This is a genomic window from Pseudarthrobacter sp. MDT1-40-2 (assembly GCF_059383595.1).
The window spans coordinates 267,703-293,210 of sequence record NZ_JBWZCL010000003.1 but is presented as its reverse complement, the minus strand read 5'-3'; the positions used below and the strand labels follow the sequence as shown (position 1 = coordinate 293,210).

Sequence of the window (25,508 nt, the reverse complement as noted above, 5' to 3'; positions counted from 1 at the left end):
GGGGAATCACGAATGTACTGTCCCTTCTGCCGCAATCCCGATTCCCGCGTGGTGGACAGCCGGATGGCGGATGATGGCTCGTCCATTCGCAGGCGCAGGCAGTGTCCGGAGTGCGGCCGCAGGTTCACCACCGTTGAAACCACCAGTCTGTCGGTGATCAAGCGATCAGGCGTTGGCGAACCGTTCAGCCGCAGCAAGGTCATCAACGGTGTCCGTAAAGCCTGCCAGGGCCGGCCTGTCAGCGAGGATGATCTTGCCCTGCTGGCCCAGGAAGTCGAAGAGAACATCCGTGCCTCGGGCGCAGCCGAAATTGATGCCCATGAAGTCGGCCTGGTGATCCTCGGCCCCCTGCAGAAGCTGGATAAGGTGGCGTACCTGCGTTTTGCGAGCGTTTACCAGGCGTTCGAATCCCTTGAGGATTTTGAAACGGCCATCGCCATCCTCCGGCACGAGGCCGAATCCGGACCTGAGTCCGCGGCGCCGCGGAACCCGGAGAAAAGCGCCCTCTAAATCCCGGTGGCGGCAGCGGAGGGGAAGCCGCAGCCGCCACCGGCCACCGTCCGGCATGCGCCGGAAGTCGTCAGCGCCCTCCGGAGACGGGAAGAACGGCGCCAGTGATGTAACCGGCGTCAGCGGACATTAACCACATCACGGCAGCGGCAACCTCGTCCGGCTCGGCGCCCCGGCCCATCGGTATTGTTGGATTGAGCCGTTCCACCCTGTCGGGCATCCCGGCGGCGGCATGCAGCCCCGTGTTGGTGCTGCCGGGTGCCACTGCGTTTATCCGGATACCCTCCCGGGCAACCTCGGCAGCCAGCCCCCACGTGAGCACGTCCACGGCACCCTTGGACGCTGCGTAGTGCACCCAGGTACCGGGCGACCCCGCCTTGGTGGCGGTGGAGGAGATGTTGATGATGGACCCTCCCTGACCGCCGTGCTGCGTGCTGAGCCTCCTGACGGCCTCCTGGCACATGTACACCATGCCCGTCACGTTCACGTCAAGGACGCGCTGCACGGTTTCTGCGGGTACGTCCACCAAAGGCCCGATCAGGTTCCCGGTAATACCGGCGTTATTAACGACGGCGGTCACTTGGCCCAGCGATCCGGCAAGGCTGAAGAGCTCCCTCACGGCGGCCGGATCACTGACGTCGGCCTGCGCAGCCACTGCCGTCCCGCCGTCGTGGGTTATCCGGCCCACCACGGATCGGGCGCCTTCGGCATCGGCGGAATAGTTCACCACTACCACGTGGCCCGCAGCAGCTAGCCGCTCGGCGATGGCAGCGCCGATGCCGCGGCTGGCGCCCGTGACGATCGCCACGGTCGGTACGTTTGCTGTCGATGATTCAGAAGGGCCAGAGGGGCCCATTGTGCGGAGCGTCACTTGCTGAGTTTGTGCTTAACAGCGATCTCGAGGGCTGCGCCGACGATTCCAGCTTCATTCTTCAGCTCAGCCGGTACGATCGGCGTCCGAAGCCTGAGGTTGGGCAGGTATTCGTCAGCCCGCTTGGAGATGCCGCCGCCCACAATAAAGAGCTCCGGGGAGAACAGGAATTCCACGTGCGAGAAGTAGCGCTGCAGGAGCACGCTGTACTCATCCCAAGTCAGGCCATCGCGTTCGCGGGCGACGGCTGAGGCTTTGCTTTCGGCGTCGAAACCGTCGATCTCCAGGTGGCCCAATTCGGCGTTGGGAACCAGCCGTCCGTCGAAAATGAAGGCAGAGCCGATTCCGGTGCCCAGCGTGATCACCAGGACCGTACCGTCCACACCTTTACCCGCGCCGTAGCGGGCCTCTGCAAGGCCGGCGGCATCGGCGTCGTTAATTACTTCCACCGGCCGTCCCAGGCGTTTGGTGAAGAGGGCGTCGATGTCCGTGTTCAACCAGGACTTGTCCACATTGGCCGCGGAGAGGACCACGCCGTGCTGGATGATGCCGGGGAAGGTGACGCCCACCGGAGCCTGGGGGTCGGGTGCGTCATCGCGCAGGGCGAGTTCGGCAACCACCTGGGCCACAACGTCTGCTACTGCCTCAGGGGTGGCCGGCTGCGGTGTAGGTACGCGGAAACGTTCGCCGAGCAGCTTGCCCTTCTTGAGGTCGACGATGCCGCCCTTGATCCCCGTACCGCCAATGTCGATGCCGATCAGCGGGGAGTTTTTATGGGACTTTTCATCCTTCTTGGCCAATGTGTTTCCGTTCGTGGCAGGGGTGGGCAAGGGTGGCGATGCTGGCGGTTTCCCGCAGGGATCAGGGGAGGGTAAGGATCTCGGCGCCGGACTCGGTGACCAGCAGCGTGTGCTCAAACTGCGCTGTCCGTTTGCGGTCCTTGGTGACCACTGTCCAGTCGTCCGGCCACATGTCCCACTCGATGGTACCGAGGGTCAGCATGGGTTCAATGGTAAACACCATGCCGGCCTCAATTACCGTGTTGTAAGCGGGAGCGGCATCATAATGCGGGATGATCAGCCCGGTGTGGAAGGCTTCACCGACTCCGTGGCCGGTAAAGTCGCGCACTACTCCATAACCGAAGCGCTTCGCGTAAGACTGGATCGCCCGGCCGATGACATTGATCTCACGGCCCGGGGCAACCGCCTTGATGGCACGGTTCAGCGACTCCCGGGTGCGCTCGACCAGCAGCCGGGACTCCTCGTCAACGTCACCGACCAGGAAGGTGTAGTTGGTGTCGCCATGGACGCCATTGATAAACGCGGTGATGTCGATGTTGATGATGTCGCCGTCCTGGATCACCGTGGAGTCCGGGATTCCGTGGCAGATAACTTCGTTAAGTGACGAACACAGCGACTTCGGAAAGCCCCGGTAGCCCAGTGTGGACGGGTAAGCCTTGTGGTCCAGCAGGAATTCGTGGCCCACACGATCGAGGGAGTCCGTGGTGACGCCGGGCCTGATGTGCTTACCCACTTCCACGATTGCCTGTGCCGCGATCCTGCTTGCGATCCGGATCTTTTCGATCGTCTCGGCGGACTTGACCTCGGAGCCGGTGAATTTCGCCGGGGCAGGCTTACCCACATACTCAGGACGGGGGATGGATGCCGGCACCGGCAGTTGCGGGTTCACGGTCCCGCGGGTCAGCGTACCGGGGGGTGCGGTCGAGGCAAGGGAAGGCATAGATTGATCATATAAGGCGGTGCGTAACACCTATAACTGAAGGCAGAGCAATGACCGAGTACTGGTACAACGTCAACACACATGAAGTCGAGGAAGACTCCCTGTCAGACTGGAGCCAGCTGATTGGGCCCTACAAGACCCGCCAGGAAGCCGAGCACGCGATGGAGAAGGTGCGGGCGCGCAACGACGCCTGGGACAAGCAGGACGAGGACGACTGAGGCGGCCCCGGCTGCGGCCGTTTAAAAGGAGTGTTCCGGTCCGGGGAACTGGCCGGAGCGGACGTCATCTGCATAAGCCGTGGCCGCATCGCGCAGGGTGGAGCGGATGTCGGCGTACTGCTTGACGAATTTGGCCATCTTCCCTCCGCGCAGGCCAGCCATGTCCTGCCACACCAGCACCTGGCCTGTTGTAGCGTTTCCGGCGCCGATGCCCACTGTGGGGACGCGGACAGCGGCGTCGACGGCGGCCGCAGTCTCTGTTGGAACCATTTCCATCAGCACACTGAAGGCCCCGGCATCTGCCAGGGCGACGGCGTCGTCAATGAGTCGCTGTGCGTCCCCGCCCCGTCCCTGGACCCGGTACCCGCCCAGGGAATGTTCGCTTTGCGGCGTAAAGCCAATGTGGGCCATGACGGGGATCCCGGCCTGCACCATGGCCCGGACGGTCTCCGCATAGAACCGGCCACCCTCGATCTTGACGGCGTGGGCCAGGCCTTCCTTCAGGAAGCGGACTCCGGTGGCCACGGCCTGTTGCGGGGAAACCTCGTAGCTGCCAAAAGGCAGGTCGGCGACAATGAGCGCGCGGCGGGCGGACCTCGCAACGGCGCGGCACAGGGGGAGCAGTTCGTCCACGGTGACCGGAATGCTGGTGTCATTGCCGAAGACGTTGTTCGACGCGGAGTCGCCGATCAGCAACACCTCCACGCCGGCCTGGTCAAAGATCTCGGCCGTGTACTGCTCGTACGCCGTCAGCATCGCAAAGCGCCGGCCGTTGTCCTTGGCCTGCTGGAGGTGGTGCGTCCGCACCCGTGCAGGTGCTTTAGGGGCGTCCGCCGGTGGCGCCGCCGCAGCCGGTCCGGCCGGACCGCTGCCATAAGGTGCGGGTACTTCGGTGGACGCGCTGGACTCAGGATTATTGCTTGTGGACATGGCTAGAGCGTAATGCCGGGTGTCCTTCCATATCCACCGGGCGGCGTTTGCGTGCCCGCATTCGGTGCGAAGCTTAGTAAAGTGATTCGTGAACTGCTGCCGGCTTTCTCATGACGGACCCGGGGCATGACTGTAGACGCGAGAGAGGCCACCATGGACCGCCAGCAAGAGTTTGTTCTGCGCACAATCGAAGAGCGCGACGTACGTTTTGTACGCCTGTGGTTCACCGATGTGGTCGGCTCCCTCAAGTCCGTCGCCCTGGCGCCGGCTGAGGTGGAAGGCGCTTTCGAGGAAGGCCTGGGCTTTGACGGATCGGCCATTGAAGGACTGGCGCGTGTCTTTGAATCGGACATGCTGGCGCAGCCGGACCCGGCCACCTTCCAGATTCTGCCCTGGCGGGGCGAAACCGAACAGACCTCCAGGATGTTCTGCGACATTCTTACCCCGGACGGCGAGCCCTCCGCCGCCGATCCCCGCAACGTTCTCAAGCGCACGCTGGCGAAGGCCGCGGACATGGGCTTCACCTGCTACACACACCCTGAGATCGAGTTCTACCTGCTCAAGTCCCAGCAGCCGGGCCCGGATGGTTCGCCCATCCCGGTAGATGAGGGCGGCTACTTCGACCATGTCCCGGGTGGCGTTGCCCAGGACTTCCGCCGCACCGCGGTCACCATGCTGGAGTCAGTCGGAATCTCCGTGGAGTTCAGCCACCATGAAGCCGGTCCCGGCCAGAACGAAATTGATCTTCGGTACGCTGATGCGCTGCAGACAGCTGACAACATCATGACGTTCCGCACCGTCATCAAGGAAGTAGCGCTCCAGCAGGGCACCTACGCCACCTTCATGCCCAAGCCGTTTACGGCCCACCCGGGCTCGGGCATGCACACGCACTTCTCGCTCTTCGAAGGCGACACCAATGCCTTCTATGAAGCCGGCGCGGAGTACCAGCTGTCCAAGACGGCCAAGCAGTTCATCGCCGGCGTCCTCAAGCATGCGCCGGAATTCACCGCGGTGACCAACCAGTTCGTCAATTCGTACAAGCGCCTGTGGGGCGGCGGCGAGGCCCCCAGCTACCTCAGCTGGGGCCACAACAACCGTTCGGCGCTGGTCCGGGTTCCGCTGTACAAGCCGGGCAAGGGCCAGTCGGCCCGGATCGAATACCGCGGCATCGACTCTGCCGCAAATCCCTACCTGGCCTACGCAGTACTGCTTGGTGCAGGCCTCAAGGGAATCGAAGAAGGTTACGAACTGCCCGCAGCTGCGGAAGACGATGTGTGGTCGCTCAGCTCGGCCGAACGCCGTGCCATGGGACATGATCCCCTTCCGGCCAGCCTGCACGACGCCATCCGCGCCATGGAAGACTCCGAGCTTATGCCGCAGATCTTGGGCGAGCAGGTTTACGAGCACTTCCTGCGCAACAAGCGCGCAGAATGGCAGGACTACCGGCTCCAGGTCACGCCCTACGAGTTGCAGCGCAATCTCGGCATCCTGTAAGCCCGCCCCGTGAGTTTTGCTCGACGCCTGATCGCAACCGGCTTCAGCGACCTTGAAAAAGGTGAACGCTTCCTGGCCGCCCGCGAGCTCGATGGCCTTGACCAGGACCGTTTGTTCGAAGGCTTGCAGATGGCGGCCAACCCGGACGTCGCCCTGCAGTCGCTGGTCCGCCTGATCGAGAAGCACCCGGCGCTCCGGGAACTGGCTGTGGCAGGTCCTGAGCGAAGCGAGCCCCTGTACCGGGTGCTGGGTGCCTCTGAGGCGTTGGGGGAGTTCCTCATCCGACACCCGGAGCACCTTAATGCCTTCGATGTCCGGCCCAGCCCGGAGCCCTCGGGTGCCGATCCGGAGGACCTGCGGACCCGGCTCTTGAGGTCCGTGCAGGCTGATCCCCGTTCTCCCCGGCCAGTGGCGGCATTGGCCGGACCGGACGCTTACGTTGCGCTGCGAGCGGCTTACCGGCGCGGCGTGGTGGACCTGGCGGTGAAGGACATGTGCGCGGCTGACCCCTTGGACTTCCTGCCCTTTGCCGGCGCCGAATTGGCTGACCTCGCAGGGGCGGCGATCGAGGCTGCCCTCGCCGTGGCCCGGGCCGAGGTGGCTGACCAGTTCGGTGCCGCGGACGTTGCCGCTGTTGGACTTGCGGTGATTGGTATGGGTAAGTGCGGGGCCCGGGAACTGAACTATATTTCCGACGTCGATGTTATCTACGTGATTGACGACGGCGGACTGGAGGATGCGCACGCCTCCACTATTGGCACGGCACTGGCCAGCGGAATCTCCCGGGCCATCTCGGCAGTGGGGCGGGAGCCCGGGCTCTGGGAAGTGGACGCCAACCTTCGTCCGGAAGGAAAGTCCGGGCCGCTGGTGCGGACGCTGGCGTCGCATCAGAGCTACTACGCGCGGTGGGCCGAAAGCTGGGAGTTCCAGGCCTTGCTGAAGGCCAGAACGATCGCCGGCGACGTTGCCCTGGGGAAGCGGTATGAAGAGGCCGTAGCGCCCCTGATATGGAGCTCGGCAGGCCGTGACGGCTTCGTGGAGTCGGTCCAGGCAATGCGCCGCCGGGTGACGGAACATATCCCTGCCGCGGAGGAGCAGCGGCAAATCAAACTTGGCCGCGGCGGGCTGCGGGACGTCGAATTCACCGTCCAGCTGCTGCAGCTGGTCCACGGCAAATCGGATGAAACACTCCGGGTCCGGGACACAACGTCAGCCATCGCCGCGCTATCGGCCGGCGGCTACATCGGCCGGGCGGACGCCACGAATTTTGACCGTGCTTACCGCTATCTCCGGCTCCTGGAACACCGGATCCAGTTGTTCCAGTTGCGGCGTACGCACTTGATGCCGGTTCGCGATGACGCCCTGCGCTCGTTGGCCAAAGCGGTGCTGGGACCGTTTTCGACGGAGCGGCCGCACCCGGACGCACTGATGGGCGCCTGGCACAAAACCAAACGCTCCGTCCGTGAACTCCACGAGCGTATCTTCTACCGCCCGCTGCTGAATACCGCCGCGAAGTTGAGCACCGAAGACGCCCGGCTGAGTCCGGAAGCTGCCGAAGGGCGCCTGGCGGCACTGGGCTACCGCGACCCGCAAGGAGCCATGCGACACATCCAGGCACTGACCAGCGGCGTGAGCAGGCGCGCGGCCTTGCAGCGCCAGCTGCTGCCGGTCTTGTTGGACTGGCTGGCCGAAGGCGTGGATCCTGACGCGGGATTGCTTGGCTTCCGCCGGGTCAGTGAGGCGCTGGGAACCACGCATTGGTACCTGGGCCTGCTCCGTGATTCGTCAGCCGCGGCCGAAAGGCTGTGCCATGTGCTGTCCAACTCCCGGCTCATAGCGGACTTGATGGAGGTGTCACCGGAATCGGTGGCCTGGTTGGGCTCGGACAAAGAACTGACACCCATCAGCTACGAGGCCCAGTGGCAGGAAATCACCGCCAAGATGTCCCGGCATTCTGATCCGGAAAGTGCCATGCGGCTGATCCGGCTGATCAGACGCCGGGAAATCCTGCGAACGGCAATTGCCGATTCGGCCGGCCTGCTTAACCAGGACCAGGTCGGCCAGGCGCTTTCTGATGCGGACCGGGCAGCCGTGCTGGGTGCCCTCCGCGTCGCCGAAAACGTGGTGTCAGCGCGTGAGCCGTTGAAGACGTCGGTGGTGGTGGTGGCCATGGGCCGCCAGGGCGGCCGGGAGATCGGCTACGGCTCGGATGCCGATGTTATCTACGTGCACAGGGCACTGCCTGGCTTCAGTGAGGAAGAAGCCCAGCAACAGGCCGTTCGCATAGTGGGAAAGTTGTCCAGCCTGTTGACGCAGCCGCTCAAGCCTGCCATCCAGGCCGAGCGGGTCCTGCAGGTGGACGCCGATCTCCGCCCCGAAGGCAAGAATGGCGCCATGGTCAGGTCCCTCGACTCCTTTGCCGAGTACTACCGTCGCTGGTCGCTGATCTGGGAAGCCCAGGCCCTGCTGCGTGCCCGTCCCATGGCGGGCAACGACGCCCTGGCCCAGGCTTTCATGGACGTCATCAATCCGATCCGGTATCCGGAGTCCGTGAGTGAGCAGGATGTCCGGGAAGTCCGCAGGGTGAAGGCACGGGTGGAGGCCGAGCGGCTGCCGCGCGGCGCCGATCCTGCACGCCATGTAAAGCTGGGCCGGGGCGGCCTGAGCGATGTCGAATGGCTGGTGCAGCTGCTGCAGCTCCAGCACGCCGCACGGCACCCTGAACTGCAGACGGCGTCAACGGTCCAGGCCTTGGCCGCCGCCGCTGAGTTGGGGCTGCTGGAGCCTGAGGAGGCGGCGCTGCTCAGCACCGCGTGGCGGCTGGCAAGCCGCATCAGGTCCGCGAACGTCATTTGGACGGGCCGGGCATCTGACCTGCTGCCGTCCTCGCGCCGCGACCTCGAAGCTGTGGCCCGCTGGTGCGGTTATGAACCCGGGCAGGCAGCCGTCCTGGAAGAGGACTACCTCAGGATCAGCCGGCGGGCGCGGGGAGTTTTCGAAAGGGTGTTCTACGGCCGGTAGCTTGGTGCTGGATGGTCCTTCACATGGTCTGCGGACATAAGCTGAACTAATGGATTCCACCGTCTGGCTCATTCCCCTCAAGGACCTCGATTCCGATGCCAGGGACATCCAGCTCGGTGCAGTGGCGGAGCTGGAACTGGCACCAGGCCAGCTGGACTTTGTAGGGGAGCCGCTGCGTATGGTCATGGCTGCCCTTGAAGACGCGACGCGCTATCCGCACGTGATCGAGAACGGTGGTGCCGCCGTCGGAGTCCTGACGCTGCAGCGCGCGGCTGCCACCCTCGCGGGCTGGCACGATGACGATTCTGCCTGGCTGCTCCGCGGTTTCCTGATTGACCGCCGGCGGCAAGGCGAGGGGTTGGGCACTGCCGCAACTGTTGCTGCGGTCAGGGCGGCCAGGAACCTCAGCCGGCGCTCCGAGAGCCGCGAGTCGGGCGTGGTCCTTTCCGTCAACTCACGCAACCCGGCAGGCAAGGCCGCATACCTCCGCGCCGGGTTCTCCGACGTCGGCGAGTACCTGGGCGGACGTGCCGGCCCGCAGCGGGTTATGTACCGGCCCTTTTAAGGGGAGCGGCCGGAACGGGCCCAGCCTGTGGCACCCGGCGAACCTTGCTGGCGCCTTATGCTTGGGCCATGTCTACTGATGATGAGAAGGACCCTCCCGTACCTGCTGACCTTGAGGGCAAGATGCCTCGAAAGGTTTACCGGGACCAGCCTGCAGATGGGCAGGAACCTTCCGGACACGGGGAGCAGCCAAGCAAACGGAGCGACTGAGCCAGCCCCGCTCCGGGGCGCAAAAAGGCCGGTCCAGTTCTGAACTGGACCGGCCTTGTTGATGCAGCCTGTTTAGGACTGTCAGCGGGGTATGACCGCTTCCAGCCGCGTATTCCGGCTAGACGCCGTAGTAGAGCTCAAACTCGTACGGGTTCGGGCGCAGCGACAGCGGCCGGATCTCGTTCTCGTACTTGTACTCGATCCAGGTGTCGATCAGGTCCTGGGTGAAGACGCCGCCGGCCTGCAGGAACTCATTGTCCTCGCGGAGTGCCTCAAGTGCCTCTTCCAGGGTGCCCGGAGCCTTGGGGATGTCCTTGGCTTCTTCGTAGGGGAGCTCGTAGAGATCCTTATCGATCGGCGCCGGGGGTTCGATGCGGTTGCGGATGCCGTCGATGCCGGCCATCAGCTGGGCAGCGAAGGCCAGGTACGGGTTTGAGGAGGGGTCCGGTGCGCGGAACTCGATGCGCTTGGCCTTCGGGTTGGAACCCGTGATCGGGATACGGATACCGGCAGAGCGGTTGCCCTGCGAGTAGACCATGTTAACCGGGGCCTCGAAGCCCTTGACCAGGCGGCGGTACGAGTTCACCGTCGGGTTGGTGAAGGCAAGAACAGCAGACGAGTGCTTCAGCAGGCCGCCGATGTACCAGCGGGCGGTGTCGGACAGGCCGGCATAGCCCTTTTCGTCGTAGAACAGCGGCTCGCTGCCGTTCCACAGGGACTGGTGGCAGTGCATGCCGGAGCCGTTGTCACCGAAGACCGGCTTCGGCATGAAGGTAACCGACTTACCCCAGGCGTCAGCAGTGTTCTTGATGACGTACTTGAACTTCTGCAGGTCATCGGCAGCGTGGGTCAGGGTGGTGAACTTGTAGTTGATCTCAGCCTGGCCGGCGGAGCCGACTTCGTGGTGGCTGCGCTCGACCTCAAGGCCGGCCTCGTCCAGGGCAACACACATGGCGTCGCGAAGGTCGGCCTGCTTGTCCGTGGGGGAAACCGGGAAGTAGCCACCCTTGACCGGAGTCTTGTAGCCGAGGTTTCCACCCTCTTCTTCACGCCCGGTGTTCCAGTGTGCTTCTTCGGAGTCGATCTTGTAGAAGCTGCCCTGCGGGGAGGACTGGTACTGAACGTTGTCGAACACGAAGAACTCTGCTTCGGGAGCGAAGAACGCGGTGTCGGCGATGCCGGTCGAGGCGAGGTACGCTTCGGCCTTCTCGGCAACGCCACGGGGGTCGCGGTGGTACGGATCGCCCGTGCGGGGGTTGACGATCGAGAAGTTCAGCGCGAGGGTCTTCTCCATGCGAAAGGTGTCCAGGAATGCCGTGGTGACATCAGGAATCAGCTGCATGTCGGACTCTGCAATGCCCTGGAAGCCGCGGATGGAGGAACCGTCGAAAAGCTGGCCGTTGATGAAGAAGTCGGCGTCGACGCTCTTGGCGGGCACATTGAAGTGCTGCTGGACGCCGGGGAGGTCGGTGAAGCGGATATCGACAAATTTAATGTCTTCGTTCTTGATGAACTCGAGGACTTCGTCCGCAGTCTTGAACATCTATGCTCCTTATGCATATTGAATCTCTGGCTGAGAGCCAGCTGGTCCAGCGCAATCCGGAAACCGGGAAAACGATAGCTTCCGGTCATCTGGCCGCTTGCAACTTGTACCACCCTAGGGATATGGGATTTCCCGTCCATGTCCGCTTTGTTTCGGGGAGGTTACAGAATGCCTTGCTATGAAACCGTACCCGGTGTCCACACTGTGGTCTAACCGCTTCCACAGTGTGAACCGTGGTGAGTCGGTAAGCTTAGATGGTGGTAGATCGCAAAGACATTGGTTCCTGGCTCAGCGGACCGGATACCTCCGGCATATCAAAATACCCCGGTGAGCGGCTGGGACTGCCGGAATCGGGTCCCGGATCCATAGCCCGCGCAGGACGCAGGATCGTTGCCCTGGTGCTGGACTGGGGGGTGGCGCTGCTGATCAGCAACTTTGTCTTTGCCGGGAACTCCTGGGCCACTTTGGCTATCTTTGCCATTGAACAAACACTTCTGGTGGGCACGCTGGGCTACAGCATCGGGCACCGGATCGTGGGAATCCATGTGGTGCGGGCCGGTGGCGGTACTCCCGGCCTGTTGGCAGGACTGGTGCGGGCGGTCCTGATCTGCCTGGTGATTCCTGCCGTTATCTTCGATCCCGATCACCGTGGCCTGCACGACAAGGCTATGAACACGCTGCTCCTTCGCCGCTGATCTTTCCTACCTCTCAAACCAGTACCTTTGATTTGGCGGCACGCCAGGACACAAAGAACCGCCCCGGTTCCCTGACATAGAGCCAGGGGCCGGGGCGGTTCTTAGTGGCGTCTTCGCTGCTCCCTCAGACCGGGGAACGGCAGCGGCTGAGGGTCAGCGCCCGCGGCTGGGCCGGACCTTGTAGGGGTCGATGCCCTTGGGGATTGGCAGCTTGGTTCCCAGGGAGGAAATCCGCTTCGACACAGCACTGACCTCCACCTTGGTCAGCTCTTTCTTGAGCTTGCCCATCTTCTTGGCTACCTGGCTGATGGGGACCTGACCCTCACCGCGGCCGGTTTCGATGACGTGGATGGTGACGTTTGGAAGGATGCGGCTGAGGCGTTTGCGCTCGGCATCGAGCAGGGGCCTCACCCGGTGGGTGGGGCCTTCGCTGATCAGTACGACGCCGGGACGGCCGATGGCGCGGAACACGGCATCCTGTGTGCGCGGATTTACCGCGACCGGCTGTTCTTCGGTGATCCAGCCGCGGCGGAGAGTTCCCAAGGCGGCGCCGGACGCTCCCGGCTGTCCTTCAATCCTCGCGAAGGCGGCACGTTCAGCCCGCCGGGAAAGAATCAGCGTGGCGCCAAGCAGGCCCAGCGGAACTGCGATGAGGAGGCCGGTGATCCAGTTCTCGAGCAGGAGGCCGACGACCAGGCCGATTGCCACGATGCCCAGGAATACCAGCAGCATCAGCCACGGAACCATGGGATCATGCCGGCGGGTCATCTGGAAGACCTCGACGATCTGCTTTACCCGGCTCGGCTTCTTGACCTTTGCCTCTTTGGGCTTCCGGGAAAAGAGGCCGCGCTTGGTTTTTTCGGCGGGCGCAGAGGCGCCGCTGCTGGAATCTGGGGATTTAGCCATAGTGCCCTAATTCTACGTGATTCACGGCAGGGGGCCGGACGCAGGGAAGTCCCGACGCCCGGCCCCAGGCCGTGCAAAATAATGGTAAAGCCTAGGAATGTGCCGCGATCAGCGAGCTTGCTTCCTGGCGGGTGCTGCCTGAACTTTCGATGTGGGCCAGGTGCGCGGGGATCTCCCAGCCCTTCTTCCGCATTGCGGTGGCCCACAGGCGGCCGGCGCGGTAGGACGAACGGACCAGAGGACCGCTCATCACGCCGAGGAAGCCGATGGCGTCCGCTTCCTCCTGCAGTTCGACGAACTCCTGCGGCTTGACCCAGCGGTCCACGGGCAGGTGGCGTTCGGACGGACGCAGGTACTGCGTGATGGTGATGAGGTCACAGCCTGCCTCATGAAGATCCCGAAGCGCCTCCGAGATTTCTTCGCGGGTCTCGCCCATGCCCAGGATCAGGTTGGACTTGGTCACCATGCCCAGGTTGCGGCCCTGGGTGATGACATCCAGGGAGCGCTCGTACCGGAAGGCCGGCCGGATCCGCTTGAAGATTCTGGGTACTGTCTCCACGTTGTGGGCAAAGACTTCGGGTTTCGAATCGCAGATTGCCTCGATGTGTTCCGGCTTGCCGGAGAAATCCGGAATCAGCAGTTCGACGCCGGTACCGGGGTTGAGCTCGTGGATCTTACGCACGGTCTCGGCGTAGAGCCAGACGCCTTCGTCCGCGAGGTCATCACGGGCTACGCCGGTGACAGTGGCGTAGCGCAGCTGCATGGATTGGACCGAACGTGCAACTTTGGTGGGTTCGAACATGTCCACCGGTGATGGTTTGCCTGTATCGATCTGGCAGAAGTCACAGCGGCGCGTACACTCGGAGCCGCCGATCAGGAAGGTGGCTTCCTTGTCTTCCCAGCACTCGAAGATGTTGGGGCATCCGGCCTCTTCACATACGGTGTGCAGGCCTTCCTTCTTTACCAGGTTCTTCAGGTTTACGAATTCAGGGCCCATCTGGACTTTGGCCTTGATCCACTCCGGTTTCCGCTCCACCGGTACGGCCGCGTTCCGCTGCTCGATCCGCAGCATTTTTCGGCCTTCTGGTGCCAGTGTCACAGCAGTGCTCCTTCATGGGTGGCGACTAGGGCGTCTTCATTCTTGCGCAGTTCCTCGGTGATGCGGAAAACCAGGTCTGCCGGGGCCACATTGCGGCCGGTCTCCTGGGAAATCGTGGTGACACCGGCGTCGGTGATGCCGCACGCGATAATTTGGGCGTAGGGCGCGAGATCGTTGTTGCAGTTGATGGCGAAGCCGTGCATGGTCACGCCCTCGGAAACCCTAATACCAATAGCCGCGATCTTCCGCGCCGGGCCGCGGTCATCGGCATTGATCCAGACGCCCGCCCGTCCTTTGATGCGTTCGGCGGTGATGCCATAGTCTGCGAGCACCGCGATCATCACTGCCTCGAGGCGTTCGACGTAGTCGCGAATGCCGGCAGGGTTTTTTAGTTTGATGATCGGATATCCCACCAGTTGCCCAGGGCCGTGCCACGTGAGCTTCCCGCCGCGGTCAACGGCGACTACCGGCGTCCCATCAAAAGGCCGTTCGTGGTCTTCCGTGCGCTTACCCGCCGTGTATACGGCGGAGTGTTCCAAGAACAGGACTGTGCTCGGCGCCTTGCCTGCGACCACGGCGTCGTGGAGTTCGCGCTGTATATCCCAAGCACGCGGGTAGTCGACGTAATCGGGGGCAAGACCCAACTGCTTAAACTCGAGAGTCATGCCCACCAGCTTAGTCCCCGGCCGGTGTCGTGACCGGTTTAGTGTCCAAGCTCGCATTCCTGACCGCATATGACCGCCTGTGGATAACTTCTGCGGCAGATCAACACGTCAGGTAATTGTTAAGCATGAACACAGGCGGACTACAGGACACCACTCCTCCCGAGGTACCGGGATACTCGGTGGGGCGGAAACTCGGCCGGGGCGGCAGCGCAGACGTCTGGCTTGTGGAGGCACCAAAGACGGGCCGCCGCTTTGCCTTGAAATGCTTTTATCAACAGGGTCATTCCAGGCCTGCCCTGACCGGGGAACCGGCAGCTGGACTGTCTGAAGAGGACGTGCGCCGTGAAATCCGGATCCTGTCCGTTCTGGACCACCCGCATCTGGTCAAGGCGCACGACGTCGTCCGGCTGGGTGGGGGTGATGCCCAGCAGCTCGGAATCCTGCTTGACTTCGCAGCCGGCGGGTCACTCGCACAGCTGGTGGCAGCCCGCGGCCGGCTCACCGTGGGCGAAACGGTCACTGTCCTGACCCCCCTGGCGCAGGCGCTGGCTTACCTGCATGCCAACGGGTTTACCCATGCAGACGTTTCTCCCGGCAATGTCCTGTTCTCAGCTGAGGGCAAACCCCTGCTGGCCGACGTCGGCATAGCGCGCATGGTGGGAGATCCCGCTTCTGCCGCGCGTGCGGGAACCCCCGGGTTCTGCGACCCGTCCCCGGTGGACAGTATGCGGATAGGCCTGCAGCCGGAGCGGGACCTCTACTCCCTCGCCGCTCTTGGCTGGTTTTGCCTGACGGGCGAGGTTCCGCCGGCTACGCGCGACCGCCCGCCGCTGCCCCTGATCCATCCTGAGGTTCCTGGTGCCCTGGCGTCCGCCCTGGAATCCGGCCTCAATGAGGACCGGCGCCAGCGTCCCACGGCGGCCGGCTTCGCGACAGCGGTCTACAGGAGCGCCGCGCCCGCCGCCGTCGGACTGTCCACGTCGGTGCACCCCAGCGTCATCCCGGAACTGCTGACCCGGCGTCGGTTGCCCGACTCCACTCCAGGGAGTCTGCGCGGGAAGCTTCAGGCGTGGCGGCGGCGCCTGACGTGGTTGCGCACGCCAGGGAATGTAAAACAACGCCGTCGTGCCGACACCCGCGCTCCAGGCGTCAGCAGCACTCCCCGCCGGGCAGCGGGTGCAGTAAAGGGCCGGAGCCCGCACGCCAGGCTGCCGCGGATTGTCGTGACCGGTGTATTAGCGGCTTTGGCTGTCGGTCTTGTTGCGGCAGTTGTCTTCTGGGCACTCGGCCGCGTGCCGAATGGGCCGGACGAATTGCTCCACGGGGGCCCCGTTGCCCGGCCCGCATCTCCGGCCACCTCCCCGGCTGCCGCCGGCAGCCAGGATTCCGCGGACCAGAGAGATGACGGCAAAGGTATTCCGGCGGGCGTTGAGGTGCAGCTTCGCTCACCTGACCCTGCCCTGGCGGTCCTCGGCCTGGCCTGGCTGCGTTCTGAAGCCTTCCGTGAGGGCAGACCGGAACTCTTGGACCAGGTCAACGTGGCAGGCTCGCCCGCCGGGACTGCGGACGCCCGCATCATGGAAGGTCTCCAGGCTTCAGGGCAGGTGCTGGCAGGCTTTTCCATGGAACTGCGCGGCGTTGCCGTCCGGCCCGGGGGCACGGAAAGCCGTGCCCTGGTGGGAGTCGATTCAGCCACCACTGCCTATCGGGAACTGACGACGGCAGGAGAAGAGGGGGCTGAGCGTGCTGCCACCTCCTCCAAGAGATTGACGGTCCAGCTCGAACGGTCCGACGGGCGCTGGCGGATTTCCGGGATCCTTCCCGGCTGATTTGCGGAAAGCCTGTCCCTCCCGGCGCCTACTTCCTTCGGATTCCGGCAGCCACCCACTCCGTCGCTGCCTCGATGTCCTGGTGCTGCCACCGGAATCCGGCTTCCGCCAGCGCCGCGGGCTCCATCCGCTGGCTGGCCAGGAGCAACTCAGATGCCAGCCCGTCCATCACGAGCTTCAGGACGAAGGCCGGCACCTTGGCAACCGTGGGCCGGTGCAGGGCCTTGCCGAGCCCGTGGATCAGCGTGTTGAGGTCCGCAGCTTTCGGTCCGCACACGTTGACCGGACCCCGTAGCTCAGCCGTCAACAGGAACGTAAAGGCAGCAGTCAGGTCCGGTAAAGTGATCCAGGGCCAGTATTGGCGTCCATCCCCGAGCGGGCCGCCCAGCCCCAGCCGCATCAGGGGCAGAAGCCTCGCCAGCGCGCCTCCTGCAGGACTCAGCACTACGCCTGTCCGGGGAGTTACCACCCTTACCCCAGGAGGCGCCTGAAGCGCCGCCGCCTCCCATTCCTCACATAATCGGGGCAGGAGGCCGTTGCCGCTCGGGTGGTCCTCACGCAGAACGGCGTCTCCGGCATCCCCGTAGTACCCGGAGGCGGACTGGCTGAGGAAGACGCCAGGGGGCGTATCCATGCGTGCCATCGCCGCAGTCAAGGTTCTGGTGGCATCCAGCCGGGAATTGAACAGTTCAGCCTTGCGCTTATGCGTCCAGGGCCGGTCGCCGATGCCTGCCCCGGACAGGTTGATCACCGCATCTACCGTGGCGAGAGCCGCGGGATCCAGCTCGTGGCGCGCCGGATCCCATCGGATCTCCGCGGCATTGGCCGGACTCCTGCGTACCAGCGCGGCAACGGTGTGTCCGGATTCCCGCAGGGTGCGCTGCAATTCTTTGCCGAGGAAGCCCGAGGCGCCTGAGATCACAATATGCATGATCCATCTCACCATGCCTGTGCCACCGGGGCGCTGCGTTAAGTCCGATATCCGCGTTGACTATGATCGAACGATGACCTCTTCGAGCTACTTCCGATTTCCGCATTTGCATGGCGATCTGGTCACTTTCGTGGCCGAGGACGACGTCTGGCTGGCACCCTTGGCAGGCGGCCGGGCCTGGCGCGTTTCGGCTCTGCAGCTCCCCGCCAGGAATCCGCGGTTCAGTCCGGACGGCAAGCGGCTGGTCTGGACAGTGGTGCAGGGTACCGCTCCGGAGGTGGTGACGTCCGACGTCGACGGTGGCGGCTACCGGCAGCTGACCTACTTCGGCCACGCGAGCACCCGGGTCAAGGGTTTTACGCCCTCCGGTGACGCCGTCGTGACCAGCGCCTTCCGCCAGGCAGAGAGCCGGCATACGCACGCTTACCGCGTGCCATTGGACGGCGGCTGGGCGGAAGAGTTGCCATTCGGCCCGGTGGAGTGCGTGGCCTTCGGACCGGAAATTGGCGACGAACGCCCTGTGGTTCTCTCCAGCGTTCTGTCCCGGGAACCGGCCTGGTGGAAGCGGTACCGTGGCGGAACTGCGGGGAAGCTATGGATCGATGCTGACGGCAACGGGGAATTCGAGCGGCTGGTGCCGGAGTTGGACGGCAACCTGACGGACCCCATGTGGGTTTCCGGCCGCATTGCCTTCCTATCCGACCACGAGGGCTATGGAAACCTGTACTCCGTCCTGCCCAACGGCTCGGACCTTCGCCGGCACACGGACCACCAGGACTTCTATGTCCGGCACGCGTCCACGGACGGCCGGAGGATTGTGTTCGAATCCGCAGGGGAACTCTGGATCCTTAAGAACCTCGACTCGGAAGCAGAGCCGCTGGCGGTCACTTTAGGTTCGGCCTCGCAGTCACGCCGGCCTGCCATGCTCCAGGCTGCCAAGCACCTCGGCTCGGTGATTCCGGATGCCAAAGGCGATGCGAGTGCTGTGGAAGCGCACGGAACCATTCACTGGCTGCGCCATAAAGACGGACCCTCCCGGGTCATCGAGGGCACGCCCGGTGTACGCGGCAGGTTGCCCCGACCGCTTGCGGGTGGCCGCATCGCCTACCTCGCTGACCACGGCGGCGAGGAAGCACTTTATGTGCGGGATCTCTTTGCCGCAATCCCCGACGCTGCACCGGTTGACCGCCTGTCATCCGTAGCCTCAGCGGACGGACAAGCCGAACCCGGCATCCAGGCAGAGAAACCCGGGCAGCCGGAGGTATCGCAGGAACAGCAATTGCCCCGCCCCGTCCCGGCATCCTCTGCAGCTTCGGCCGCCGTCGACACCGTGCATCCGCAGGACGACTCCCGGCAGGGGAGCGAAGGAGCCGACGTTGCCCCTGAAGAAGCAGCGGAGGCTCACGTCCCCGTTGCCCAGCCGCTCCGGCTCGATTTCCCTCAGCCGGTGCGCGCCAGCTCAATGGAAGCCAGCCCCGACGGCCGATGGCTGGCACTGGGAACCCCGTTCGGTGCCGTCTACCTGGCAGACACGACGTCCGGCACCATCTCGCTGCTCAGCAGCATTGGGGAGGGAAGTGTCACCGACCTCGCATGGTCGCCGGATTCGCACTGGTTGGGCTGGTCTGAACCGGTGACATCCTTCGGGTCCCGCAGCAAACTCCGGCTGGCCGCCGTGAATGCCGCGGCCCGGGACATCATCGATGTCACTGATGGCCGCTTTGGTGACCGGTCGCCTTCCTTCACCCCCGACGGTAAATTCCTGGCGTTCCTGTCCAACCGAAGCTTCGACCCGGTTTATGACGGGCACTCCTTCGATCTGTCCTTCCCCAGTCCCATTAAGCCGTACCTGGTGGCCCTCGCTGCAGGTACGCCGTCGCCGTTCGGCCCAGCCGTCCACCCGACGGAAGCTGACCAGGAGCCCATCGCCAACACAACCGACGCCGGCACGCCGGTCTCCGGTCAACCTGCAAAGGGTGCCGCCAAAACCGTCGTGGACGCCGAAGGCCTCGCACACCGGGTTATCACCGTCCCGGTGGCGCAGGGCAATTATTCTGCACTGCGGGCAGTGGACGGTGGCCTTCTATGGCTGGACCAGGCCCTGGCCGGGGTGACCGGCGACGGCCGGGCCACGCAGGAGGACAAGGACGCGCCGCCGTCGTTGGTCCGTTTTGACCTGGAAAAGCGCAAGAAGACCACCCTTGTGGACTCCGCAGGCAGTTACCGTCTGTCCGGGGACGGAAAGAAGCTGGTGGTGATCCACGAGCAGAAGGTCACTGTGGTGCCCTCCACGACCAAGGCTGACGAGGACTCGGGCCAGGCCGTCACGGTGGACCTTGGCAGGATCAGGGTTCAGCTGGACCCGCTAAGTGTCTGGGGCCAGGCATTCGACGAAGCCTGGCGGCTCCAACGGGACTTCTTCTGGACCGAAGATATGGCTGGGCAGGATTGGACAGGCATCAGGGACCGCTACCGGCCCGTAGTAGAACGGTTGGGCTCCCATGACGACCTGACGGACCTGTTGTGGGAACTCCATGGTGAACTGGGCACATCCCACGCCTACGTCCGGCCTGGCCCGGTAAAAGAGAATGGAAGCAGTCCGCAGGGCAGGCTCGGCGCAGACCTCGCGCAGACGGACTCCGGCTGGGAAATCACGCGGATCCTGGCGGGGGAGTCCTCGGACCCGCTCGCGACCTCGCCGCTGACCCGCCCGGGAGTGGATGTCCGCGCCGGGGACGTCCTGCTTGCCATTGACGGCCAGCCCCTGGGCCCCGGGGTAACACCGGCCATGCTGCTGGCAGGTGCCGCCGGTAAGGCCGTGGAACTGACGGTGCGCAACGGACCGCTGCATGGCGAAGGCGCCGGAGACCAACGCCGCGTTGCAGTGGTCCCGATCGGGGACGAGGAACGCCTTCGTTACCAGGATTGGGTATCTGCCAACCGCAGGACTGTCCGCGAAGCGTCCAAGGGTGCGTTCGGTTACCTGCATGTGCCTGACATGATGGCCAACGGCTGGGCGCAACTGCACCGCGATCTTGACACCGAGACAGCCCTGGACGGCCTGATCGTGGATGTCCGCCGCAACCGCGGGGGACACACTTCACAGCTTGTCGCTGAACTCATTGGCCGGAAGGTCACCGGATGGAGCATGCCCCGTGGCGAGCGGCCGCGCACCTATCCCCACCATGCGCCCCGCGGTCCTGTCATCATCCTTGCCGATGAATTCGCAGGATCCGACGGCGACATCATCACTCAGGTTGCCAAGCTGCGGGGGATCGGTCCTGTCATTGGTACCCGTACGTGGGGTGGCGTGGTGGGCATCGACAACCGCTTCTCGCTCGCCGACGGTACCGGAGTGACCCAGCCGCGTTACGCTACCTGGTTCTCCGGAGGCGTGGGCTGGCAGGTGGAGAATTACGGAGTCGAACCGGATATTGAAGTGCTGTTCCCACCGCATGCGTATGCAGCCGGCAGGGACCCCCAACTTGAACACGCAATCTCTTCGCTGAAGGAGATGATCGAGGAGCTTCCCACGGACAGGCCCCCGGCGCGTGTTGGCTACCGGCAGCTCAAGCCTGCGCCCTTGCCGGCCCGCAGGTAGTCCTCTCACCTGCTGAGGGCTGAGGTTGAACAACCAAGGCATGCGAAAGGCCCCGGCCGCCGTCGAAACGACTGCAGCCAGGGCCTTTTGCATTGTTGCGAAAAGCTAGGACTGAAGCGTGGCGTCCAAGGTGATCTCGATGCTGGCCAGTGCACCGGAAACAGGGCAGCCAGTCTTTGCTTCGTTGGCGATCTTCTGGAATTCGTCTTCCGACAATCCGGGAACCCGGGCCGACATGGTGAGGTGGCTGCCAGTGATGCCCGTGCCAGGAACGAACGTGACATCAGCCTTGGTGTTCACTTCTTCCGGGGCGTGGCCGGCCTGTGCCAGGGCGTGGCTGAATGCCATCGAGAAGCAGGCGGAGTGGGCGGCGGCGATCAGCTCTTCCGGGCTGGTTTTGCCTTCGGAAGCCTCGGTGCGGGCCTTCCAGGTGACCTCGTAGGTTCCGAGGCCGGAGCTGTCCAGTGTGGTGGCTCCGGAACCGGCCATCAGGTCGCCGTTCCAAACAGTGTGTGCGGTGCGTGTTGCTGCCATGTCCACTCCTCAAGTCTTGTCTATCGATAATGTCAGGCCAGGCTGCTGCCGGGCCCGCCGGGTTCAATCCTAGGCACTCCTGCAGGCCCACGCACGGGCTGTCCGCTCTCAGTGGATTGTGACCCGCAGGCTTTCGGCCGACGCAGCCTACCGGTTGTTCCCGTGGACTAATTCCAGATGGTGGCGATGGCGATGTTGATCAATGCAAGTCCGCCTACGCCGTGGGCCAGCCCGGTGGAGACTGGCTCGCCCTTCTTGATCTTGCGTGTCGCGATGACGGCAAGGACGGCTACTGCTGCGGCGATCGCGAATTTGATGCCCAGTTTAAAGTAGTTGGGGTCGGCGTCGGGCATCACGGGGATGATTCCCATCATGGCGATGCCGGTCAACAACTGCAGGAAGGCACCGTCGCGTTGACGCGGATGCACAGTAGGTTCTTTCAGGGTTGCGATCCAGTAACCCACGATCATGGCTGCGCCGACGACGTGGAGGAACACCAGGATGTTGTAGAGAATGGTCATGTTCACAGCTTAGCCAGAAGCTTTCTACGACGCGTAGCAGAAGGCTGGCGCGGCGTGGGTCTTTCAGGGGAAACGGCAAAACGCCGGATGTTCGCGAACTGAATCGCAAATATCCGGCGTTGGGTGCCGCCCGGCATAGCCGGAGGACGCGGGTTACAGGCCCAGGTCTGCCTCGAAGGCGCCGACCTCAAGGCGGGCCTTCAGCGTCTGCAGGAACCGGCCGGCATCCGCACCATCGACCAGGCGGTGGTCATACGTGAGGGACAGGTACATCATGGAGCGGACGGCAATCGAATCGTCGCCGTTCTCATCGGAGACCACCACAGCACGCTTGACGATGGCACCGGTGCCCAGGATGGCCACCTGCGGCTGGTTGATGATCGGGGTGTCGAACAGTGCGCCGACCGATCCGATGTTCGTGATGCTGAAGGTACCGCCGGACAGCTCGTCCGGGCCGATCTTGCCGTCGCGGGTGCGGCTGGCGACGTCGGCGATTTTAGCGGCGAGCCCAGCCAGGTTCAGGTTCCCGGCGTCGTTGATGACCGGAACCAGGAGGCCCTTGTCAGTGTCGACGGCAATCGCGAGGTGCTCGGCGTTGTGGTAGGTGATCTCCTGCTTGTCCTCGTCGTACGCCGCGTTGAGCTTGGGGTGCTGCTTGAGGGCCTCGGCGACCGCCTTGGCGATGAACGGCAGGAAGGTGAGCTTGTTGCCGTTCTGTGCCTGGAAGGAGTTCTTGGCACGGGCACGGAGCTTGGCCACCTTGGTCATGTCCACTTCGTGCACCTGCGTCAGCTGCGTGGAGATGTCCAGCGACTCGCGCATGCGGCGGGCGATGACCTGACGGATGCGGGGCGCCTTCTGGACAGTACCCCGCAACGAGGAAACTGCCGGTGCAGGTGCGGCAGGAGCAGCCGAGGCGGAGGCCGCGGGAGCGGCGGAAGCCGCCGTAGCCTTCGCAGCGGCAGCCTTTGCTTCCGCAGCAGCGACAATGTCCTGCTTGCGGATGCGGCCACCAACACCGGTGCCGGTGACGGAGGCAATGTCGACGCCCTGCTGGTTGGCCAGCTTGCGGACCAGCGGAGTCACATAGCTGGATTCGCTACCACCAGCAGCAGCGGGTGCTTCTTCCTTTGCCGGCGCAGCTGCAGCAGCCGGGGCGGGCGCCGCTTCCTTGGCGGGTGCGGGAGCTGCGGCGGGTGCTGCAGCAGCCGGAGCCGGGGCAGGTGCCTCTTCCTTGGCGGGTGCGGGCGCGGGAGCTGCGGCCGGTGCGGGTGCTTCTTCCTTGGCCGGTGCGGGAGCCGCGCCGGAACCGATAACAGCAAGGACAGAACCGACTTCAGCGGTCTCGTCCTCGTTGACGCGGATTTCCTGGAGGGTGCCGGCGACCGGCGACGGGATTTCGGTGTCGACCTTATCCGTGGACACCTCGAGCAGTGGTTCGTCGACCTCGACGGAATCACCCACGGCCTTCAGCCACCGGGTGACGGTGCCCTCGGTGACGCTTTCGCCGAGAGCGGGGAGGGTGACTTCGTGGCCTTCCCCTCCGGCTGCGGCAGGTGCCTCCGCGGCAGGTGCCTCTGCGGCAGGTGTTTCGGCTGCCGGTTCATCTGCGGGGGCAGGGGCATTGTCTGCCGGAGCGGCGGGAGCTTCCTCAGCAGGGGCAGCTTCCTGGGCCGCCGGAGCCTCGTCGGCGGGTGCTGAACCGTTGCCGGAGCCGTCGCCGATCCGAACCAGGGGGGCGCCAACTTCTGCGGTCTCGTCTTCAGCGACGAGGATCTCTTCGATCACGCCAGCGATGGGAGAGGGGATTTCGGTGTCGACCTTGTCAGTGGAGACTTCGAGCAGCGGCTCGTCCACTTCCACCCGGTCACCTACCTGCTTGAGCCAGCGGGTGACGGTTCCTTCGGTGACGCTCTCACCGAGGGCGGGCAAGTTAACGGATTCAGACATGTCGTCCCCGTTCTCCTTATTGATGTTTAGTGCGGATGGTTGCTGCCTGGATTTGAGCTTAGTGCACCCGGCGGATCAGGCCGGATGCACTAAGCCCAGGGGTCTTGCGGAAAATCAGCCGTGCAGGGCTTTGCCCGCCAGCGCGAGGTGGGCCTCGCCGAGGGACTCGTTCTGGGTGGGGTGGGCGTGCAGCAACTGGGCCACATCCTCGGGGTAGGCTTCCCAGTTCACGATCAGCTGGGCCTCGCCGATCTGCTCACCCATGCGGGCGCCGATCATGTGGACGCCGACAACAGGACCGTCCTTCTGGCGTACGAGCTTGACCAGGCCGCTGGTGCCCAGGATGGAGCTCTTGCCGTTACCGGCAAGGTTGTATTCCTGCGTTTGGATCTGGTCCTCGCCGAACTTCGCCTTGGCTGCCTTTTCGGTGTAGCCGACTGTCGCGATCTCGGGGTCGCAGTAGGTGACCTTGGGGATGTTGACGTCTTCGACAATGACCGGCTTGAGTCCGGCGATCTCTTCTGCAACGAAGATGCCCTGCTGGAATCCCCGGTGCGCAAGCTGGACGCCGGGGACGATGTCACCCACGGCGTAGATATTGGCAACTCCGGTGTGCAGGCGCTCATTGGTGATGACGAAGCCGCGGTCAATGGTGACTCCTGCTTCCTCAAAGCCGAGGTTCGCGGTGGCGGGACCGCGGCCAACTGCCACCAGGAGCAGGTCGGCTTCAAACGTCTGGCCGTCCACGAGGGTGACCTTGACGCCGTCGTCGTTCTGCTCAACACCCTGGAAGAAAATCCCGGTGGAGAACTTGATGCCGCGCTTCTTGAAGGCGCGCTCCAGGCTCTTCACAATGGTGGCATCTTCGTTCGGCACCAGCGACGGGAGGCCCTCGATGATGGTGACGTCCACGCCAAAGGACTTCCAGACCGAAGCGAACTCGACGCCGATGACGCCGCCGCCAAGGATGATGGCGCTCTTGGGGATGGAGTCCATCTTCAGAGCTTCATCGGAGGTGATGACCTTGCCACCGATTTCGAGGCCCGGCAGGGAACGGGAGTAGGAGCCTGTTGCCAGGATGATGTTCTTGCCCTTGTAGGCGGTGCCGTTGACTACAACGGTATCGGTGCCCTGCAGCCTGCCCTCACCCTCGATGACGGTGATGCCCTTGGATTTGATGAGTCCCTGCAGGCCCCGGAACTTGCCGGCGATGATGCCGTCCTTGTACGCATTGACGGCGTTGATGTCGATGCTGTCCAGGGTGACATTGATGCCGTACTTGGCGGAATCACGGGCGTGGTCGGCCAGCTCTGCCGAATGCAGGAGTGCCTTGGTGGGGATGCAGCCGTTGTGCAGGCAGGTTCCACCAAGTTTCGCCTTTTCTACAAGGCCAACGGTGAAGCCCAGCTGGACGGCACGCAGGGCGGCGGCGTATCCGCCGCTGCCGCCACCAAGTACCAGGATGTCGAATTCTTGCGCAGTTGCCTGATCGGCCACTTAGACGCTCCCTCGCGTGAATGATGACGCGAGAGTACGCATCATCTGGTCTTGAAACTCTCCTGCCGTGATTATGCCAGCAGGCTGATTTCCCTTGCATTTGTGACTACCAAAGTTCACCTTAGCGAACCACTAATCCATGCTCCACCTTGCCACCCTGTTTGTGGAGCGCTTGTGTC

General features: G+C 63.9%; 22 protein-coding genes. 9 read left to right on the top strand and 13 right to left on the bottom strand.

Annotated features, from left to right (window positions below):
- The first annotated feature begins 12 nt into the window (after positions 1–12).
- On the top strand, positions 13–510 hold the full coding sequence (gene nrdR, locus AC50X5_RS12030; protein WP_463937588.1) for a transcriptional regulator NrdR: 498 nt from the start codon (positions 13–15) through the stop codon (positions 508–510).
- A gap of 70 nt (positions 511–580) precedes the next feature.
- Here nrdR and AC50X5_RS12025 read toward each other — a convergent pair whose 3' ends face one another.
- The 3 genes from AC50X5_RS12025 to map form a co-directional block, all read right to left on the bottom strand.
- Complete coding sequence (locus AC50X5_RS12025; protein ID WP_494976404.1) at positions 581–1,366, bottom strand: SDR family oxidoreductase; 786 nt, start codon at positions 1,364–1,366, stop codon at positions 581–583.
- An 11-nt stretch (positions 1,367–1,377) separates the two neighbouring features.
- Positions 1,378–2,181 carry a polyphosphate--glucose phosphotransferase gene (gene ppgK / locus AC50X5_RS12020; RefSeq protein ID WP_494976315.1) on the bottom strand — a complete coding sequence of 268 codons (804 nt, stop codon included), beginning with the start codon at positions 2,179–2,181 and terminating at the stop codon, positions 1,378–1,380.
- A 61-nt stretch (positions 2,182–2,242) separates the two neighbouring features.
- Positions 2,243–3,121 (bottom strand): type I methionyl aminopeptidase, encoded by an 879-nt coding sequence (gene map, locus AC50X5_RS12015; RefSeq protein WP_493985694.1) that lies wholly within the window; start codon positions 3,119–3,121, stop codon positions 2,243–2,245.
- Positions 3,122–3,171: 50 nt separating this feature from the next.
- Between map and AC50X5_RS12010 the strand changes: the two genes are divergently transcribed.
- Complete coding sequence (locus tag AC50X5_RS12010) at positions 3,172–3,339, top strand: SPOR domain-containing protein (RefSeq protein WP_494976314.1); 168 nt, start codon at positions 3,172–3,174, stop codon at positions 3,337–3,339.
- A 21-nt stretch (positions 3,340–3,360) separates the two neighbouring features.
- On the opposite strand, the gene panB is transcribed toward AC50X5_RS12010, so the two are convergent.
- Positions 3,361–4,269 carry a 3-methyl-2-oxobutanoate hydroxymethyltransferase gene (gene panB / locus AC50X5_RS12005; RefSeq protein WP_494976313.1) on the bottom strand — a complete coding sequence of 303 codons (909 nt, stop codon included), beginning with the start codon at positions 4,267–4,269 and terminating at the stop codon, positions 3,361–3,363.
- A gap of 153 nt (positions 4,270–4,422) precedes the next feature.
- Between panB and glnA (AC50X5_RS12000) the strand changes: the two genes are divergently transcribed.
- The 4 genes from glnA (AC50X5_RS12000) to AC50X5_RS11985 all read left to right on the top strand — a co-directional run bounded on the left by glnA (AC50X5_RS12000) (position 4,423) and on the right by AC50X5_RS11985 (position 9,558).
- Positions 4,423–5,763, top strand: a complete 1,341-nt coding sequence (gene glnA / locus AC50X5_RS12000) for a type I glutamate--ammonia ligase (RefSeq protein ID WP_463937593.1) — start codon at positions 4,423–4,425, stop codon at positions 5,761–5,763.
- Positions 5,764–5,772: 9 nt separating this feature from the next.
- Complete coding sequence (locus AC50X5_RS11995; RefSeq protein ID WP_494976312.1) at positions 5,773–8,784, top strand: bifunctional [glutamine synthetase] adenylyltransferase/[glutamine synthetase]-adenylyl-L-tyrosine phosphorylase; 3,012 nt, start codon at positions 5,773–5,775, stop codon at positions 8,782–8,784.
- 49 nt (positions 8,785–8,833) lie between these two features.
- On the top strand, positions 8,834–9,349 hold the full coding sequence (locus tag AC50X5_RS11990) for a GNAT family N-acetyltransferase (protein ID WP_494976311.1): 516 nt from the start codon (positions 8,834–8,836) through the stop codon (positions 9,347–9,349).
- A gap of 68 nt (positions 9,350–9,417) precedes the next feature.
- Positions 9,418–9,558: a hypothetical protein gene (locus AC50X5_RS11985; RefSeq protein WP_494976310.1), complete on the top strand. Its 141-nt coding sequence runs from the start codon at positions 9,418–9,420 to the stop codon at positions 9,556–9,558.
- 118 nt (positions 9,559–9,676) lie between these two features.
- Here the strand turns inward: AC50X5_RS11985 and glnA (AC50X5_RS11980) are convergent, their stop codons facing one another.
- Positions 9,677–11,101, bottom strand: coding sequence for a type I glutamate--ammonia ligase (gene glnA, locus AC50X5_RS11980; RefSeq protein ID WP_463937597.1), 1,425 nt, complete (start codon positions 11,099–11,101; stop codon positions 9,677–9,679).
- Positions 11,102–11,358: 257 nt separating this feature from the next.
- Here glnA (AC50X5_RS11980) and AC50X5_RS11975 point away from each other — a divergent pair, with 257 nt between their 5' ends.
- The gene (locus AC50X5_RS11975; RefSeq protein WP_494976403.1) at positions 11,359–11,796 is read left to right on the top strand and encodes an RDD family protein; all 438 of its coding nucleotides are present in this window, start codon (positions 11,359–11,361) and stop codon (positions 11,794–11,796) included.
- A 153-nt stretch (positions 11,797–11,949) separates the two neighbouring features.
- Here AC50X5_RS11975 and AC50X5_RS11970 read toward each other — a convergent pair whose 3' ends face one another.
- From AC50X5_RS11970 to lipB, 3 genes are all read right to left on the bottom strand, one after another.
- Positions 11,950–12,702: a DUF4191 domain-containing protein gene (locus AC50X5_RS11970; RefSeq protein ID WP_494976309.1), complete on the bottom strand. Its 753-nt coding sequence runs from the start codon at positions 12,700–12,702 to the stop codon at positions 11,950–11,952.
- 91 nt (positions 12,703–12,793) lie between these two features.
- The gene (gene lipA / locus AC50X5_RS11965; RefSeq protein WP_493985686.1) at positions 12,794–13,801 is read right to left on the bottom strand and encodes a lipoyl synthase; all 1,008 of its coding nucleotides are present in this window, start codon (positions 13,799–13,801) and stop codon (positions 12,794–12,796) included.
- Positions 13,798–14,466, bottom strand: coding sequence for a lipoyl(octanoyl) transferase LipB (gene lipB, locus AC50X5_RS11960; RefSeq protein WP_494976308.1), 669 nt, complete (start codon positions 14,464–14,466; stop codon positions 13,798–13,800). Before lipB ends, lipA begins: the two co-directional genes overlap by 4 nt.
- Before the next feature lie 125 nt (positions 14,467–14,591).
- On the opposite strand from lipB, the gene AC50X5_RS11955 reads away from it, so the two are divergent.
- Entirely contained in the window at positions 14,592–16,295 is a 1,704-nt protein-coding gene (locus tag AC50X5_RS11955) for a protein kinase domain-containing protein (RefSeq protein WP_494976307.1), read from the top strand.
- Between the two features lie 28 nt (positions 16,296–16,323).
- Here the strand turns inward: AC50X5_RS11955 and AC50X5_RS11950 are convergent, their stop codons facing one another.
- Positions 16,324–17,226 carry a TIGR01777 family oxidoreductase gene (locus AC50X5_RS11950; RefSeq protein ID WP_494976306.1) on the bottom strand — a complete coding sequence of 301 codons (903 nt, stop codon included), beginning with the start codon at positions 17,224–17,226 and terminating at the stop codon, positions 16,324–16,326.
- A gap of 73 nt (positions 17,227–17,299) precedes the next feature.
- Here AC50X5_RS11950 and AC50X5_RS11945 point away from each other — a divergent pair, with 73 nt between their 5' ends.
- Positions 17,300–20,827, top strand: a complete 3,528-nt coding sequence (locus tag AC50X5_RS11945; protein ID WP_494976305.1) for a S41 family peptidase — start codon at positions 17,300–17,302, stop codon at positions 20,825–20,827.
- A gap of 105 nt (positions 20,828–20,932) precedes the next feature.
- Here AC50X5_RS11945 and AC50X5_RS11940 read toward each other — a convergent pair whose 3' ends face one another.
- The 4 genes from AC50X5_RS11940 to lpdA all read right to left on the bottom strand — a co-directional run bounded on the left by AC50X5_RS11940 (position 20,933) and on the right by lpdA (position 25,329).
- Entirely contained in the window at positions 20,933–21,361 is a 429-nt protein-coding gene (locus tag AC50X5_RS11940; protein WP_463937605.1) for an OsmC family protein, read from the bottom strand.
- A gap of 167 nt (positions 21,362–21,528) precedes the next feature.
- Positions 21,529–21,882 (bottom strand): hypothetical protein, encoded by a 354-nt coding sequence (locus AC50X5_RS11935; protein ID WP_494976304.1) that lies wholly within the window; start codon positions 21,880–21,882, stop codon positions 21,529–21,531.
- A 153-nt stretch (positions 21,883–22,035) separates the two neighbouring features.
- The gene (gene sucB, locus AC50X5_RS11930) at positions 22,036–23,832 is read right to left on the bottom strand and encodes a 2-oxoglutarate dehydrogenase, E2 component, dihydrolipoamide succinyltransferase (protein WP_494976303.1); all 1,797 of its coding nucleotides are present in this window, start codon (positions 23,830–23,832) and stop codon (positions 22,036–22,038) included.
- 114 nt (positions 23,833–23,946) lie between these two features.
- Positions 23,947–25,329: a dihydrolipoyl dehydrogenase gene (gene lpdA, locus AC50X5_RS11925; protein ID WP_494976302.1), complete on the bottom strand. Its 1,383-nt coding sequence runs from the start codon at positions 25,327–25,329 to the stop codon at positions 23,947–23,949.
- Between the last annotated feature and the right edge of the window lie 179 nt (positions 25,330–25,508).